The 15,509-nt window shown below is 44.9% G+C and carries 15 protein-coding genes; 10 read left to right on the top strand and 5 right to left on the bottom strand.

Translation table 11 applies throughout. The features are described 5' to 3' along the window. The first annotated feature begins 16 nt into the window (after window positions 1–16). Genes RQP52_RS11845 through RQP52_RS11835 form a run of 3 tightly spaced genes read left to right on the top strand, consistent with a single transcriptional unit; the run spans window position 17 to window position 2,949 of the window. Window positions 17–973: an ABC transporter permease gene (locus RQP52_RS11845; protein WP_315951660.1), complete on the top strand. Its 957-nt coding sequence runs from the start codon at window positions 17–19 to the stop codon at window positions 971–973. A 27-nt stretch (window positions 974–1,000) separates the two neighbouring features. After that, the gene (locus RQP52_RS11840) at window positions 1,001–1,879 is read left to right on the top strand and encodes a carbohydrate ABC transporter permease (RefSeq protein WP_315951659.1); all 879 of its coding nucleotides are present in this window, start codon (window positions 1,001–1,003) and stop codon (window positions 1,877–1,879) included. Window positions 1,880–1,926: 47 nt separating this feature from the next. After that, window positions 1,927–2,949 carry a Gfo/Idh/MocA family protein gene (locus RQP52_RS11835; RefSeq protein WP_315951658.1) on the top strand — a complete coding sequence of 341 codons (1,023 nt, stop codon included), beginning with the start codon at window positions 1,927–1,929 and terminating at the stop codon, window positions 2,947–2,949. 49 nt (window positions 2,950–2,998) lie between these two features. On the opposite strand, the gene RQP52_RS11830 is transcribed toward RQP52_RS11835, so the two are convergent. The 3 genes from RQP52_RS11830 to RQP52_RS11820 are packed head-to-tail and all read right to left on the bottom strand — an operon-like array spanning window position 2,999 to window position 6,093. Continuing rightward, window positions 2,999–3,880: an AraC family transcriptional regulator gene (locus tag RQP52_RS11830; RefSeq protein ID WP_315951656.1), complete on the bottom strand. Its 882-nt coding sequence runs from the start codon at window positions 3,878–3,880 to the stop codon at window positions 2,999–3,001. Between the two features lie 15 nt (window positions 3,881–3,895). Continuing rightward, window positions 3,896–4,582: a response regulator transcription factor gene (locus RQP52_RS11825; RefSeq protein WP_157317339.1), complete on the bottom strand. Its 687-nt coding sequence runs from the start codon at window positions 4,580–4,582 to the stop codon at window positions 3,896–3,898. Between the two features lie 35 nt (window positions 4,583–4,617). Continuing rightward, window positions 4,618–6,093, bottom strand: coding sequence for a sensor histidine kinase (locus tag RQP52_RS11820; RefSeq protein ID WP_315951652.1), 1,476 nt, complete (start codon window positions 6,091–6,093; stop codon window positions 4,618–4,620). A gap of 130 nt (window positions 6,094–6,223) precedes the next feature. On the opposite strand from RQP52_RS11820, the gene RQP52_RS11815 reads away from it, so the two are divergent. From RQP52_RS11815 to RQP52_RS11785, 7 genes are all read left to right on the top strand, one after another. Then, window positions 6,224–7,543 carry an ABC transporter substrate-binding protein gene (locus RQP52_RS11815; RefSeq protein WP_315951650.1) on the top strand — a complete coding sequence of 440 codons (1,320 nt, stop codon included), beginning with the start codon at window positions 6,224–6,226 and terminating at the stop codon, window positions 7,541–7,543. 188 nt (window positions 7,544–7,731) lie between these two features. Beyond that, window positions 7,732–8,505, top strand: a complete 774-nt coding sequence (locus RQP52_RS11810; RefSeq protein ID WP_315951649.1) for a carbohydrate ABC transporter permease — start codon at window positions 7,732–7,734, stop codon at window positions 8,503–8,505. 34 nt (window positions 8,506–8,539) lie between these two features. After that, complete coding sequence (locus RQP52_RS11805; protein WP_315951647.1) at window positions 8,540–9,418, top strand: carbohydrate ABC transporter permease; 879 nt, start codon at window positions 8,540–8,542, stop codon at window positions 9,416–9,418. Between the two features lie 7 nt (window positions 9,419–9,425). Beyond that, entirely contained in the window at window positions 9,426–10,844 is a 1,419-nt protein-coding gene (locus RQP52_RS11800) for a sulfatase family protein (RefSeq protein WP_315951645.1), read from the top strand. A 223-nt stretch (window positions 10,845–11,067) separates the two neighbouring features. Then, window positions 11,068–12,105 (top strand): glycoside hydrolase family 88/105 protein, encoded by a 1,038-nt coding sequence (locus RQP52_RS11795; protein ID WP_315951643.1) that lies wholly within the window; start codon window positions 11,068–11,070, stop codon window positions 12,103–12,105. Between the two features lie 411 nt (window positions 12,106–12,516). Continuing rightward, entirely contained in the window at window positions 12,517–13,449 is a 933-nt protein-coding gene (locus RQP52_RS11790) for a D-2-hydroxyacid dehydrogenase (RefSeq protein WP_315951641.1), read from the top strand. Between the two features lie 110 nt (window positions 13,450–13,559). Continuing rightward, entirely contained in the window at window positions 13,560–14,516 is a 957-nt protein-coding gene (locus tag RQP52_RS11785) for a bile acid:sodium symporter family protein (protein ID WP_315951640.1), read from the top strand. Between the two features lie 84 nt (window positions 14,517–14,600). Here the strand turns inward: RQP52_RS11785 and RQP52_RS11780 are convergent, their stop codons facing one another. After that, window positions 14,601–14,816 carry a hypothetical protein gene (locus RQP52_RS11780; RefSeq protein ID WP_315951639.1) on the bottom strand — a complete coding sequence of 72 codons (216 nt, stop codon included), beginning with the start codon at window positions 14,814–14,816 and terminating at the stop codon, window positions 14,601–14,603. Continuing rightward, window positions 14,788–15,504 (bottom strand): RCC1 domain-containing protein, encoded by a 717-nt coding sequence (locus RQP52_RS11775; protein ID WP_315951637.1) that lies wholly within the window; start codon window positions 15,502–15,504, stop codon window positions 14,788–14,790. Before RQP52_RS11775 ends, RQP52_RS11780 begins: the two co-directional genes overlap by 29 nt. Window positions 15,505–15,509 lie beyond the last annotated feature (5 nt).

Genomic DNA, 15,509 nt, shown 5'->3' with positions numbered 1-15,509 from the left:
TTGGGGGATGACATGTATGAACCAATTTTCAGGGCAGTCCAGCTTAACCCAGCCGATAACGAAGAAGGCAACGAAACGGAAATTTGTTGCTTTTATACAAGATTGGGATCTTTATTTGCTTGCCCTTCCTGGGATCGTTTATTTTCTTTTATTTAAATATCTGCCCATGTGGGGAATTTTGATTTCCTTTCAGGATTTCAGTCCCTTTTTGGGGTTTTGGAAAAGTGAGTGGGTTGGGCTTAAGCATTTCCAGGAGCTTTTTGCTTATGATCATTTTTGGAATTTAATGAGAAACACGTTGTTAATTAGTTTCTATCAGCTGATCTTTTTCTTTCCCGTTCCGATCATTTTTGCCCTAATGCTGCATGAAATAAGCAAAACATTTTTTAAAAAGTTAATCCAGACGATCATTTATCTCCCGCATTTTATTTCTTGGGTCGTCATTGCCTCAATTACGTTTGTCTTGTTGTCAGGCGGGGGAGTCGTTAACCATATCATTGAAGCAATGGGTGGAAAAACGGTCAATTTCTTGTCGGAACCGGCCATTTTTAGAACACTGATTGTATTACAAGATATTTGGAAAGAAGCGGGTTGGGGAACCATCATCTATTTGGCTGCACTCGCAGGTGTCGATCCGCAATTGTATGAAGCTGCGGTCATGGATGGAGCGAACCGATGGAAACAGTTATGGCATGTTACGCTGCCAACGATTCGCAGTACGATTATTATTTTGTTTCTACTGCGACTGGGACATATTATGGATGTCGGATTTGAGCAAATTTTCCTCATGCTAAACAGTTTGGTGCGAAATGTAGGAGATGTTTTCGAAACGTTTGTCTATCAAAAGGGACTGGTTGAGGGGCAATTAAGCTTTTCTACGGCGGTTGGACTCTTTAAATCAATCATCAGTCTCATTGTTGTTGCGGTTGCGAATTGGTTGGTTAAAAAGGCCGGCGAAGATGGCATCTACTGAACAGGGAATGAGAAGGAGGATTACAGCATGATTCGAAATAGAGGGGTAGGCAGTCGGATTTTCGATGGTGCAAACTATCTATCATTGTTCTTAGTAGCGGTAATAACCTTTATTCCCTTCTATTATGTCATTGTCGCATCCCTATCACCGATCAAGCAGGTGCTTACGGAAAGCATTATTTTATGGCCGGAGAAGTTTACTCTTACGTCCTACCACATGATTCTTACCACCCCGTCGTTTGTAAGAGCGCTACTCTTTACCCTATTTATTACTGTAGTTGGAACAGCCATCAATATGTTGTTTACCTCAACGCTGGGTTATTCTTTGTCAAAAAAACGATTTCGTGCGCGTCGGGCTATTTTGATGCTCATTGTGTTTTCGATGATGTTTAGCGGTGGACTTATCCCGACCTATCTCGTTGTTAAACAGTTGGGGATGATCAACAGTCTTTGGGCTTTAATGCTGCCTGGTGCTATTTCAGCTTTTAACCTGATTGTATTGAAAAATTTTTTCGCAAGTATCCCGCAAGCGTTAGAAGACTCAGCAAGGATTGACGGTTGTAGCAACTTTGGTATTTTTATGAGAATCGCGTTACCGCTGTCTTTGCCTGCACTTGCTTCCTTTACGCTATTTTATGCCGTTGGGAATTGGAATCAGTTTTTTGCAGCCATCATGTATATGAATAATTCGCGTTATTGGACGCTGCAGGTCGTATTAAGGCAGCTTGTCATCATTGGAGACTCCACAGGATACGGACAAGTCATCGATGATGCCAATAAAACGGCGTTTCCGGAAACATTGAAATATGCGGCTATTGTGGTCGCCACACTCCCCATTTTGTTGGTATACCCATTCTTGCAAAAATATTTTGTTAAAGGGGTATTAATGGGTTCGGTTAAAGAATAGAAAGAACAGAAAAGATCAGCTTGGTAGGATCTACAGGAGGGAAATTTATGTTTAAGTTAGGTTTGATGGGTTGTGGGGTTGTTGCGAATTACGGACATATTCCCTCAATAATGAATTCGTCTAAATTTGAATTAGCTGCTATCTATGAACCTGTTGCTGCTCGAAAAGAAGAGCTGCAGAAGAAACATCAGGTTGAAGTTTTTAGTGATGTAGAGCTGTTTTTCCAATCCGGAATTGATGCCGTAGTGATTACATCGCCAGCACCTTCTCATTATCAAAATGTTCGCGACGCTGCACGTTATGGCAAGCATGTCTTATGCGAGAAACCATTGGCTATGGATGACGAAGAGGCTGCAGAAATGATCGCTTTGATGGAAAAAGCGGGATTAATGCTGTTTACAGCCTTTGACTACCGGTTTAGCACCGTTTCTCAGATGATCAAAACCATCGTTGAAAATAAGAGCATCGGTGACGTTCGCTCACTGAGGTTAAGCTATATTTGGAATAATCATGGAAAATATATAAATTATGACGGAATTCCTTCACAGTTAAACCTAAGACGTGCAAACCGAATGATCGAAGGCGGACCTATGGTTGACTGCGGTGTGCATCAGATTGACCTTGCAAGATGGTGGTTGAATTCGGATGTACAGCTTCAGCATTCGGAAGGAGCCTGGGTGGACGAATATGAAGCTCCAGACCATATGTACCTTCATATGAAGCATGCAAACGAGGTACATACGATGTTGGAAATCAGCTATTCTTACTGTTTTACGGCTAAAGAACCGGTGTCTCACTTTATTTATGAACTGATCGGGACGGACGGAGTTATTCGTTATGATCGCGAAGCCAAAATATTTGAAATGCGCAATGCATCTGGCACGACCCGGTTTCCTTATACGTCTGAAAAGAATTTCAAGGGGATGTACGAGGCCTTTGCTTTATCGCTTGAGACCGGTCAAACGGGAGATATGCCGACCGGACTGGACGGGCTAATTGCAACCCGTATCGCTCGCAGAGCAACTAATGAACTGATCCAAAAACGCGCGATGCTGCAAACAAGCGAGTAGTTAAATATAAAAAAGTGCCCTTCCGACTGCGGAAGAGCACTTTTTTACGTTAAACGAACGATACAGGTTTTTGTATTCGCTTTTTTCGGAATTCGGAAGGCGTGTACTCGTTATAGCGTTTGAAAATACGAATGAACATGTTGACGTTCGGGAAACCCGATTGAACCCCAACATCGGCAATATTTAACGATTCGGTAAGCAGCAGATGCTCAGCTGTTTTAATTCGTCTTAAATGAAGATAATCGACAAAGGACATACCGATACACTGTTGGAAATATTTGATGAAATAATGATACTCCAAATGCACAAGATGTAGTACATCCTGAATTCGAATCGGGTTTTGATAATTTAATTCAATATAATCCAATACGGGCTTGAGACGCTGCCAATCTGCAGGTGATATGGGAGGAGAAGAGGGAGCATGACGAATGAGCAGGGAAAGCAGCTGTTTGAAGGCGCCACTTATCGCCAGTTCGTAGCCGGCCTCCATCTGGCTTGCTTCTCGGTATACTTGTACTAACAGGTGAAACATCGTTTCTTTGACAGATGGGTTGTTAGCCAGCACCTCATTAATACGATCCAGCGGTTCCGATAATTCCAGCAAAATAGGTGAGAAGTCCTTGGTATACTGATCTAATTGTGCTAGGATGTCCAATTGCAGTACAATTTGCTTAACTAACTTCTGTCTTCGGGTACGGTGCAACCGAGATGATCCTATAATTAAGAGATCCTGATCTTGTAATTGATAAATCGTGTCGACTGTTTCAACTTGCATGGAGCCTTCAAATAAGAGAATAATTTCTATTTCTTTATGATAATGCCAGATATTCCAAGGTAACGAAGGCAGTGGCTCTAAAGTAATGTCCCATATTTTGTAACGCAGCAAGGGATGATGGTAATTAACGTGTTCATTTTTTGCGTTTTCTTCCACATTTGTCCCTCCAGCTTAGAGCTTCTTCAGAACCTCGAAAATTCGCAAATCATTGATGGTTTGGATAACCATTGCGGAATCAGGCATTTGAAATTTCTTCAGAATTGAATTTATTTGTTTCTTAATGGTTTCATATTCGACAAATCGCTCTTCGGCAATTTGTTTCCTTTTCTTGCCTTCGCATAGTAAGCGGAGGACCTGCAGTTCGCTTGGCGTAAGCTCTGAAATGATCTGAATAATATTCAGCAGGCTGTTCTCTGCTCGCTTCACGCGTGCAAATTCTTCACGAATTTTCTCGGCAATCATCGGGCGGATTGGGGATGCGTTCATGTAGGCGGCGCGTATGGCTTCCATAATTTCGACGTCAGTAGCGGTTTTTAACAAATAGTCCGTAATGCCTGTCTGAAAGGCGGCAAAGATGAAGTTTTCGTCCTTGTGAACGGTGAGCACGATGATTTTCATCTGGGGATATTTGTCGTGAATGATTTTCGCCGCTTGAATACCCGCGAATTGGGATTCCATCTCGATGTCCATGAGAATCACATCCGGTTGATGCAGCGCTGCTTGAATAACGGCATCGTGCCCCGAGGAAACACGCGCGACACAAGCAAAATCATCATGTCCGGCGAATGTCCTTTCCAGCCTTCGGAGGTGAGCTTCCATGTCATCAGCGATGAGAATACGGATAGGTTGATGTGTCATTGTACAGGATCTCCTTTCGTCAGCTGTCCGTTCTTTTAGATAATCGGCAAGTAGACCGTAAAGGTCGTACCGACGTCTTTCTTGCTCTCTACGACAATCTTACCATCGTGGCCTATGATGATCTTGTGGCAATAGGACAAGCCGATTCCCCAATTATTAACCGATGCTTTGGTAGTGAAAAAAGGATCGAAAATCGCCTCCAAATGCTCCTCGGCGACACCGGGGCCGTTATCGGTAATTCGAATAAGTGCCCAACCGTTCTGCTGGCTCCGTTCGACCACAATGCGGCCGTCATCCCGAAATAGTAGTGATTCACTGGCATTGAGAAGCAGGTTGTAAATGGCTTCAGTCAAGTGATTGAGGTCGATATAACAATTAGCGGGCAGCGAACCCGGCGAATAATCGACTTGGCAGCGGCTGGCCTGTTCGTTTAAGCGGGCAATCGCCTGCTGAACCGGAAGATCGATAGACATCGGTTGGAGATTCAGACTTATATTTTTTAATTTATCAGCGGCATCGTTAATGCTGGCGAGCGCTGATTGCGACGATCGTAAGATGAGGTCAAGGCTATATATGGATTCGCTGTCCGCCTGATGGCGTTCTTTCAGATAGGCAGCCTCGGACTGAATGCCGATCAAATGATTTTTGAGGGCATGTGTAAAAGCGCGCGTACCAAGCGTTGCCGTGTCGATGCTTTTATTAATTTGAATATCGCGGTTTTTGCGGTAATTTTCAATGGAATTAAACTTGTACACCAGGTAAATCATCAAAAACAAGATTAAATAGATGGCAAATGGAAACACAGGCAGAAGGATCGACTGATAGCCAAGAGGAGGCTGCAGATAGTTGAAATAACCTTTCAAATACGTTTCTTTAACCAATACTTTCGGAGCCCAGGAAAAAATAAACAGATGGATCACGACAAGCGGAATAAAGAGCAAGACATGATATAAGGTTAAATTTTTGATAAATTTAATTTTCGGATAATTCAAATAATAGTTGATCAATAGGCCAAAAGCAACAAAAAGTATGAGGAAGCGAAGGCTCTTTATAACCATTTCAATCACACTAAAGAAGGTTAAGCTATCAATCTGATTGCTTAGAGCGATATGAAGAGAAGGATCAAAGTAGGCGGTCTCGATGATGAAAAAGAGCAAGATACCTCCATAACCGATCCTTTGTTTCCATATGCTTAAGCTGCGGGTGAAGGCAATGGCGAAGCCAAGCAGCGAGCAGTAGAATAGCCCAACGCCGATATTCAGCATGCGAATAAGCCAATCGGGATTGAATTTGGTCAAAACCAAATAATTCCAGGTACCGGGACTGAAATCAAAAAAGGTATGAATCACATTGAAATAGTAATTAAATTTACTCAGATACAACGTAAAGGCTACAAAAGAGAGCACCCAGCCGATGATGATGCCGTACATGAAGCGGGTTGACGCATGATTTAGCTTTTTGTACGTGAACAATATGGTGAAAATGAGCAGTACAAGAGTAACGAACAGCATAGAATCACTTCCTTCTCTTCAGGCAAAAGGGGGGGAATAAAACATTCATCTGTCGGCCTGATTGGTGTCTACGTATAATTCAAAATAAGAAAGCGCACACAAATCATATCAAAAAAAGGGTGGGTGTCAAATGAAAAAAAGTTTAAAGCTTGCTGTGACAGGCTCTTTGCTGTTGGGATTGCTGGCTGGATGCGGGTCCGCCGGGCAAACGGCAGGAGATAAAAGCGCGGCATCCCCAGACGCTAAAGCGGCTCAAGTGAGTTTGAAAGCAACGGTACTTCAGGATGATTTGGAAACGTTTAAAACCGCTTACGAAGAATTTAGTAAAGAGAACCCGACGATCCAAGTGCAATTTGAAACGATTCCACAAGCACAGTACTACGAAAAGCTCCGCATGCAGCTGTCTTCTGGGGATAATATCGATTTGTTCGGCGGCAACATGGATGTGTTTCTGGACACAGGCATTTTGGAGCCGTTAGACGATTATGTCAAAAAGGCGAACGTGGATGTTTCTGGATATGGTCCGCTGTATGATGCGTTAAAAGTTAACGATAAAGTTTTCGGACTTCCTTACCGGAAATCCAACTGGATGTTGTTCTACAACAAAACATTGTTCGATCAAGCCGGCGTTGCCTATCCGAAAGCGGATATGACATGGGATGAATTCCGTGAACTGGCGAAGAAGATGACCAAAGGGGAAGGCGCCAATAAAACGTACGGGGCATTCTTGCATCCATGGGCACAAACGTGGTATATGCAAGGCGTTCAAACCGGCGCTTCGATCATCGATAAAGACTTATCGGCGTTCAAGAAAGGCCTTCAATTCCGTTTGGATATGGAAAAAGACGGCTCGATGATGGGGTGGGCCGAACAGATTACGACAAATGCACATTACAACGCCGCTTTCCAGAAGGGCAATATGGCAATGAATCTGATCGGGGACTGGCATGTGGCACAGCTTAGACAAGCGGAAGCCGAGAAGAAAATCAGCTTTGATTGGGACGTTGTTCCCGTTCCGCATCCGGAAGGCGTAGCAGCCAATACGAGCTTGGCGACTCCGGTGTCCTTGATGGTGAACAAGAATTCCAAGCACAAAGAAGAAGCGTTCAAAGTGCTTCAGTTCATGACCGGCGTGAAAGGTGCGAAGCAGTTTGCGGCGAAAGGCTTTCTCACAGGATATATAAACGATGAAATCCGCAAGACGTATATTGGTGACGGCAGCTTGAAGCCTAAAAACATCCATTATTTCGTGGAACAAAAAGAATATCCGGAATATCCGCTGCTGCCTGGTGTGAAAAACATTTTGGTGAACAGCGTTTACAAGCAAGAAGGCGAAATGGCTTTAACTGGTGCTCAGACCGTCGATCAAGCGATTCAAAAGATCGGCCAGCGCGTTGCCTCCGAATGGGCCGATAAATATGCCAAGGATTACAAAGCAGGCAAAAAGTAAGGGACAGAACAGAAACGGCCGAGCTTCGCTCCATGTAGTGAAGCTCGACTGCTTTGATAGGGGTGAAGCATATGAAGGGTTCGAGCAAAGCATTACGGCGTAATCGATTGACAGGGTATACATTTCTGCTTCCCAATATACTTGGATTTTTGATTTTTATTTGCTTACCAGTGTGTGCTTCCTTCCTCATGAGTTTTACGGAGTGGAACGGGTTTGGTGAAATTGAATTTGCGGGATTATCGAATTATACGCGTTTATGGAGCGATGAAACGTTCCGGATCTCCCTGCTCAATAGTTTACTTATGACAGCCGTTTCCGTACCGGTGACGCTGATTCTTGCGATTTTGGCAGCAGTCGCCCTCAATAAAGGCTTGAGAGGCGTTAAAATATTTCGAACGGCAATTTTTCTACCGCATATTACGGCAACCATTGCCGTAGCTGTCGTGTGGCAGCTGCTTTATAACCCGACCATGGGGCCGATTAACGGCTTTCTCAGAAGCCTTGGGATGGACAATCCGCCAACTTGGCTTGCATCGACACATTGGGCGCTCCTCTCGGTCATTATCGTCAGCATCTGGCATTCGATAGGTTACTATATGGTGCTCTATTTAGCCGGCTTGCAGGGAATTCCTAAGGATCTCTATGAAGCAGCGGAAATTGATGGCGCAGGCAAAGTCTCACAGTTCCGCAATATAACATTGCCGATGCTGTCGCCGGTCATTTTCTTTACCATTATTATGGGCATTATCAATTCGTTCAAAGTATTTGATCTGGTCTTTGTCTTGACCAAAGGAGGCCCTGGCCGTTCAACGCACATGCTGGTTTACGACATTTATTATACGGCCTTCCAGCGCTTTGAATATGGCTATGCCTCTGCCATGGCTTATGTGCTGTTCGCGATTATTCTAGTCATTACATTGATTCAATTTAGAGGGCAAAAACGTTGGGTGAACTACTCCTAACGAGTTTAACGGGTTAGAGAAGGGAGAAGCCAACATGAATACACGAATAGAATCAAGTCGGTCTATGGTGACGTTACCGAGGCGCACCCAACTTGGCGCATGGATTAGAAAAGCGGTTTTATATGTGGTCGTGACCATTGTCGCCTTGTCCATGGTTGTTCCTTTCCTCTGGATGCTTTCCGCATCGGTGAAGTCGGAGGCGGAAATATTCAGCTTCCCGATTCAGTGGATACCGAGTCATTTTTACTGGTCGAATTACAGCAAGGTGTGGACGCAGCTTCCTTTTTTCACCTATTACTTGAATACGATCAAAATCGCCGTGCTAACTACACTGCTGCAAATTATTACATGCTCTACGGCTGCTTATGCGTTCGCCAAAGTGAAATTTCCGGAGAGGGATAAACTGTTTTTCCTGTATGTGGCAACGATGATGGTACCTTACCAAGTCATGATGATCCCACAGTTTATGTTAATGAAGAAAATCGGGCTAATCGATTCACATTGGGCGTTGATTTTGTTGGGGGCTTTTAGTCCATTTGGCGTGTTCTTGTTCAGACAGTTTTTTATGTCTATTCCAGAGGAGCTTTCGGAAGCTGCCAGAATTGACGGCTTAAGTGAGTTTGGCATCTATGCAAGGGTCATCCTGCCACTCATTCGGCCGGCGATTGCCAGCTTGACGATCTTTACCTTCATGCACGCATGGAATGATTTCCTCGGTCCTTTGATCTACTTGAATTCGGATAACTTATTTACGCTCCAGCTCGGCATGCAGCATTTCCAATCCGAGCATGCTACGGAGTATGGCCCGTTAATGGCAGCAGCGGTTTGCGCCATTATTCCGACTATCATCATTTACTTTATGGCTCAAGACCATTTCGTCGAAGGGATTTCCGCAGGCGCGGTTAAAGGGTGAGTCTAACATGAAGCCAAATATCATTTATATTTTTGCTGATCAATGGCGGAAGCAGGCTGTCGGTTTTGTGGGGGAGGATCCTGTCATCACGCCCAATATCGACCGATTCGCGCAGGAGAGCCTAGTGTTTAACCATGCGCTCTCTTGTACACCGCTTTGTTCTCCGCACCGGGCGGCGCTCATGACAGGCAGATATCCGCAATCGACAGGTGTCTATACGAACTGTAAGATCGGAGCGGAAATTATGCTAAGCGCGGACGAAGTTTGTGTGGGAGATGTGTTGAAGGCAGCTGGGTATCAAACAGGTTATATTGGCAAATGGCATCTGGATTTACCTGAGCAAAACCGGTGTCCAGAGCCTGAATCCGGAGCGCGTGAATGGGATGCGTACACACCGCCGGGGTCGAAACGGCACGGCTTTGATTTCTGGTATTCCTACGGCGCATACGATCATCATCTGAAGCCGCATTATTGGAAAGACACGCCGGAGATGATTCAAGTCGACCAGTGGTCATTGGAGCATGAAACGGATGTTGCGTTAGACTTTATTCGGGCAAAAGGGAAAGAAACCGAAAAGGATGATCGACCGTTTGCTTTATTTGTCTCTTGGAATCCGCCTCATAGCCCCTTTGAACTTGTGCCGGATCGCTACAAGGAAATCTATCGTGGTCGAGAGTTGAACTTGCGACCGAACGTAAGTTCGGATCATCTTGCAGCGCATACCGGTGAGCCCTTTGAAAGCGGGGATGAGGCGCTGAATCGGTATACCCGCGATTACTTCGCAGCGGTGTCTGGCATGGATGAACAATTCGGCCGAATTTGGCGGGAAGTCGAGCAGCTCGGGATGGCGGAAAACACGTTGATCGTACTTTCGTCGGATCACGGTGAGCTCATGGGCTCGCATGGTTTAATGGCGAAGCATTCTTGGCATGAGGAATCCATCGCGATTCCTTGTCTAATGAGTTGGAGAGGCATGATTGAGCAGGGTAGCACGAATTTGCTTTTTAACAGTGTGGATATTATGCCTACGCTGCTCGGTCTTGCCGGCATTCCCGTACCTGCTGCTGTAGAAGGTATGGATCTGTCCGGCGATATCCTAGGTACGAAACAAACCGACATATCCTCGGCCTTCCTTTCCGCCTTTCCTGGAAGAAAGGATGCGATGGAGCTCTTCGCCGCTTCTGGCTTGGACAACCGCCGATATGGTTGGCGGGGTATCCGTACAAGCTTGTACACCTATGTCGTACATAGAGGATATGTACCTGGAGTAGAAGTGCAACGCTTCTTCTATGATCATGAGAAGGATCCTTATCAGCTGAATCCTGTTGTGCTGTATGAGCGGCCGCAGACGGAACTTTTGATATCGCTGGAAAAAGAGCTGCAAAGTTGGTTAGATCGGACAATGGATAAGTTTGATCTGGGTTGATAGATGTTTGCAGAAAGTTAAAAAGAGTGCACAGAGTATAAAATGTGCGCTCTTTTTTTGTTGTTTCTTTCATTATCTAAATGTAATCGCAAGATATGCGAGATTTGTATATTTTTTAGTTAAAAATGCGGAGAATGCCCTCGAAAATTATGCTATTTTTATAGGTATATGTGCGTTAAGGCTATAAATTTCTTCAGGCAGAATAGATGGAGGTATCGATCCTATGCGGAAATTTGAATGCAATGAAAACGAAGTAAAAGAACTCATAGACCGGGTAGTCCGCAGAACGATGAATATGGATTTCACATGGAACTGGTCTTGTGGAGTAGCTTATTATGGAATCTGCAAAGCATGGGAAGTAACGGGGAATCAGGAGTACATCGATTTTCTGGTGAAATGGGTGGACGAGTACCTGGAGCTCGGGTTGCCGCCGATGATGGTTAATGCTTGTGCGATGGGGCATACCATGCTGACCTTGTATGAAGCTACGGACGACTCCAAGTACCTTGACCTGGCACTCTTGAAAGCCGAATATCTGCGAAAGGATGCCATCCGATTCGGTTCGGGTGTTTTCCAACATACGGTATCCTCCAAAAATGATTTTCCAGAGCAGGCATGGGCGGATACGTTATTCATGGCGGCGTATTTCCTACTGCGGCTTGGATTCAAAATAGACAATAAAGCTTACATTGAAGATGCGCTGAATCAATTTTACTGGCATGAAGAATACCTGCAGGACACGAAGACGAATTTGTTCTACCACGCATGGGATAATGTGAGACAAGATCATTTGTCCGCTATTTACTGGGGTAGAGCCAATGCATGGGCTGCTTATACGATGGCGCAAGCGTACAAAATGCTGAATCCCTTCATGCCCATGTGGATGCAGATCGGAGGGGCCCTTGGCGATCAATTAAGCGCTCTGGTCAGGCTGCAGTCAGAGAATGGGCTGTGGCGCACGGTATTGACTGATGAAACCTCTTACGAGGAAACATCAGCCTCAGCCGGTATTGCTGCTGCACTCACCACGTATGCGCACCCGCTGCATCAAAATTATATGGCCAAAGCTTATGAGGGCATTCTGGCAAACATTGATGAAGACGGTTCCGTGCGGAATGTATCAGCAGGCACGGCCGTGATGTATTCCGTAGATGATTACAAAGTAATCTCCAAGAAAAGAGTACAAGGATGGGGGCAAGGATTGACCTTGGCCTACCTGGTTGCTCTGCTTCAAAATAGGGAAGTTGTTAGCAAAATTTAAGAGTCAGCGGCAGTCTGGGGCCTGATCTTCTCCCGTGACTGCCGCTTTTATTTATCAGAATTGTTGCAATCGCTTGAGCGGTTCCTCCCTGGCCAGCGATGGGAACTACAGGGCGCTATTTCATCGAAATAAGCTATTTTTCGCGCGGAAGGGAACTGTGGGCCGCTATTTGTCCGTTTTTTTAAAGAAAATGGTTTAGCGGTCAAATAAGGCCCTGCAGTTCCGCTTGAACGCGGACACGGGCTGAACGCGCTAGAATAGCGGCCTGTAGTTCCTCAAGGATGCAGCGTTAACCAACTTAACGCTAGGACGAGGTTCCCTCCTCCGTCAAGTATTTTAGTAACGCTGAATTGCCGTGGTATAATAAGTTGCTATTGTATAGTTTTACGGATTCTATAGGAGGCGTGGCAGGTGGATATCAAAAAAATCTTGGTGACCGGGCGGATGTTTAAAGAGCTGGAGAAGTTAGCTTTGCTGGACACTAAGCGGGAGTATTTGTTTCTTCCAGAGGCGGAAGTGCGCCCGAATCACTTCGAATGGGCCGATGGTTATGTGGCTTTTAAACCGACGGAATCGTTTCATTTCGGTAAGCTTCGGTGGGTTCATGCGCTTGGAGCTGGCGTTGATGCCTTTTTACATAATCGTGAGTGGAAAGAGGATGTATTATTAACCAGAACCGTCGGCAGCTTTGGGCTTAAAATAGGGCAGTATTGCTTAAGTTATATGCTTGCCGATGTGCAGCATCATAAAAAATTTCAACAAAATCAAACAGAAAGACATTGGCAGCCTTCACAGCAGTTGCTTCTACAGCAGCTTAGCATCGTTGTTTTCGGTACCGGAACAATTGGTAGTGAAATTGCGAAGATGCTTAAATCTTTCGGGGTAACCGTTTATGGTATATCAAGCAGCGGAGCATCGAACCCTCATTTTGATAAGGTGGTTCCGATTAACGAAGCGAACTCGTTGTTAGCCGAGGCCGACTGGGTAATTAACACGCTTCCTTTGACTCCAACGACGGATAAATTATTTGGAAAGCATTTGTTCGCTTGCCTGCAAGGTGCTAGCTTTATTAATGTTGGCCGGGGAGCCTCCGTAGATGAAACCGCACTGCTTGAAGCAATAGACCGAGGCCAGGTGCGCCGAGCTGTTCTTGACGTGTTTCGAGAGGAGCCGCTGCCTGCAGAATCACCATTGTGGTCCCATCCGAACGTGACCATTACCCCGCATATTTCCGCCGTTACAGGGGTGGATGAAGCGATGGATGGTTTGCTCGCCGTACTGGAAGACATGGACAGTGGACAAGAACGAATTCGCCATTCGGTGGACGTAAGCCGAGGATATTAGCGCATTTAATTACGAGGACATAGATAAAAAAGGTGGATTTTTTATTCATTTTCACGTACAATGACCTAACTCTAGCTTGTTACATTACATCATAAGTGAGGTTAGGTTGAATGAGTACAATTGCAAAAGTAAGCCGGTTCGTAGGAGGAACTTTTTCTCTATGGGTTATCCTATTTGCTTGTCTGGGATTTTTTTGGCCTGAGGTATTTACGCCGCTGAAGGGCTACATTTCCATTTTTCTTGGTGTCGTCATGTTCGGGATGGGACTTACGCTGTCCTCTGCTGATTTCCGTGAAGTATTTCGTCGTCCGCTAGAAGTGTTGATTGGTGTTGTCGGTCATTATATTATTATGCCGCTGCTCGCCTATGTGCTGGCTATTGTGTTGAACTTGCCGCCGGAGATAGCTGTTGGTGTCATTCTCGTCGGCTGCTGCCCAAGCGGCACATCCTCCAATGTGATGGCGCTGCTTGCAAAAGGCGACGTTGCACTTGGTGTGTCCATTGCTTCCGTTTCCACACTCATCGCACCGCTGGCTACACCAGCTTTGATCAGCTTGCTTGCGGGACGCTGGATGCCGATCGATGGTGGAGCGCTCATTAAGGACATTTTGACAGTTGTTATTTTGCCTATTATTCTAGGTGTTGTCGTAAAAAGTCTGTTCAGAAAACAAGCTGAAGCGAGTGTACAGGCACTCCCGCTCGTATCCACACTGGCAATTGTCATCATTGTGGCCATTGTAGTTGGTGGCAGCAAAGCAAAAATTATCGAAAGCGGTTTGCTAATTTTTGCGGTTGTCATTTTGCATAACGGCCTCGGGTATTTATTAGGTTACTTGTTCGCTAAGCTGTTCCGGATGAATTCAAGCAAGCGTAAAGCCATTTTATTTGAAACTGGCATGCAGAACTCCGGTCTTGGGGCGGCGCTAGCCTCGGCTCATTTTAGCCCGATCGCAGCCGTTCCTAGTGCAATCTTTAGTGTGTGGCATAACATTTCCGGTTCTCTGCTGGCTACATGGTTTGCGCGCCGTGCTGAGAAAGAGGCATTGAAGGCAAACCAAGCCGAATGATAGTTTATCTATACTCTCTTATACGCGAAATGAAAAAGACCAATTTGCAGGCCCTTGATGGGCCTGTATTGGTCTACATACGAATTAACTCCTAAACTCAACTTGTTGTGGTTTATCAATAAATTTGCTGAAGTGATCGAGTCCCCACATCCAAACCGTTCCATCTCTCTTGATAATGGACTCCGTCGGCGAAAAGTAATTATTAATATTAACGGAAGCAGCATCTTCAATGCCATCTAATTTAAATAAATTCTTCCAAATGGTTTGAGGCTCAATACCAAGAGCTTCCCATTTCTCCACAAAATAGCCCTTGCCCCAACTGATATGGTGCTGCAGGAGTGAGAGCTACATTGACGAAGTCTCTACTTTTTGAGAAATCCGTTGTTCTCCCCCAGTTCCACACGGTACCATCTTTCTTTATGGCAAAATGGTTGTTTTTAAGTTGGACAATGTCTTTTAGATTTTCGAGTTGCACAGGCTTAGAATAGCGGATCGTGTCATATAAGGGTGTGCTCGAACCCCATGGGCTATATTCATCGATGTTCCAAACCGTTCCATCCTCTTTTAAAAATGTTATTTCATTGTAGTCAGTAGAAACTAACACGTCTTTAACATGGTCGATACCTTCAACAAGAACCGGTTCTGCTTTCAATGGCATAGTCAGATCATATTTTACGGTTTCAATGATCCATACTTTTCCGTCTCGATCAATAGCTAAAACGAGAGTGCCAACCTCATCAACTTTTACGATATTTTCTAAGTGAGGGATTCTCTCTCCCAATGTTTCAGAGATATGCTCCTTGTAATTGGGTTGCTCAGCTTCTGATGTTCGTTCTATGGCCCATACAGTACCATCATTTTTTAAGGCAACTCTCGAAGCAATGCTTTTAACATTTGTAATACTTGTTGCTTTAACCATGGGATTAGGAAAAAAACCATCTTTTACGGAAATGGCATGAAGAGCCAGACATATAAATGAGTTAATCATTCAAA

The sequence above is a fragment of the Paenibacillus violae genome (assembly GCF_032461945.1).
GTDB lineage: Bacteria > Bacillota > Bacilli > Paenibacillales > NBRC-103111 > Paenibacillus_E > Paenibacillus_E violae.
The sequence above is the reverse complement of the archived record's forward strand: the minus strand, read 5'-3'. Positions and strand labels throughout refer to the sequence as shown.

What these genes read in the sequence shown, in the direction of transcription:
- RQP52_RS11845 (WP_315951660.1), top strand. Translation starts at nt 17, where the DNA reads ATGAACCAATTTTCAGGGCAGTCCAGCTTAACCCAGCCGATAACGAAG.
- RQP52_RS11840 (WP_315951659.1), top strand. Translation starts at nt 1,001, where the DNA reads ATGATTCGAAATAGAGGGGTAGGCAGTCGGATTTTCGATGGTGCAAAC.
- RQP52_RS11835 (WP_315951658.1), top strand. Translation starts at nt 1,927, where the DNA reads ATGTTTAAGTTAGGTTTGATGGGTTGTGGGGTTGTTGCGAATTACGGA.
- RQP52_RS11825 (WP_157317339.1), bottom strand. Translation starts at nt 4,582, where the DNA reads ATGACACATCAACCTATCCGTATTCTCATCGCTGATGACATGGAAGCT.
- RQP52_RS11820 (WP_315951652.1), bottom strand. Translation starts at nt 6,093, where the DNA reads ATGCTGTTCGTTACTCTTGTACTGCTCATTTTCACCATATTGTTCACG.
- RQP52_RS11815 (WP_315951650.1), top strand. Translation starts at nt 6,224, where the DNA reads ATGAAAAAAAGTTTAAAGCTTGCTGTGACAGGCTCTTTGCTGTTGGGA.
- RQP52_RS11810 (WP_315951649.1), top strand. Translation starts at nt 7,732, where the DNA reads ATGAGTTTTACGGAGTGGAACGGGTTTGGTGAAATTGAATTTGCGGGA.
- RQP52_RS11805 (WP_315951647.1), top strand. Translation starts at nt 8,540, where the DNA reads ATGAATACACGAATAGAATCAAGTCGGTCTATGGTGACGTTACCGAGG.
- RQP52_RS11800 (WP_315951645.1), top strand. Translation starts at nt 9,426, where the DNA reads ATGAAGCCAAATATCATTTATATTTTTGCTGATCAATGGCGGAAGCAG.
- RQP52_RS11795 (WP_315951643.1), top strand. Translation starts at nt 11,068, where the DNA reads ATGCGGAAATTTGAATGCAATGAAAACGAAGTAAAAGAACTCATAGAC.
- RQP52_RS11785 (WP_315951640.1), top strand. Translation starts at nt 13,560, where the DNA reads ATGAGTACAATTGCAAAAGTAAGCCGGTTCGTAGGAGGAACTTTTTCT.
- RQP52_RS11775 (WP_315951637.1), bottom strand. Translation starts at nt 15,504, where the DNA reads ATGATTAACTCATTTATATGTCTGGCTCTTCATGCCATTTCCGTAAAA.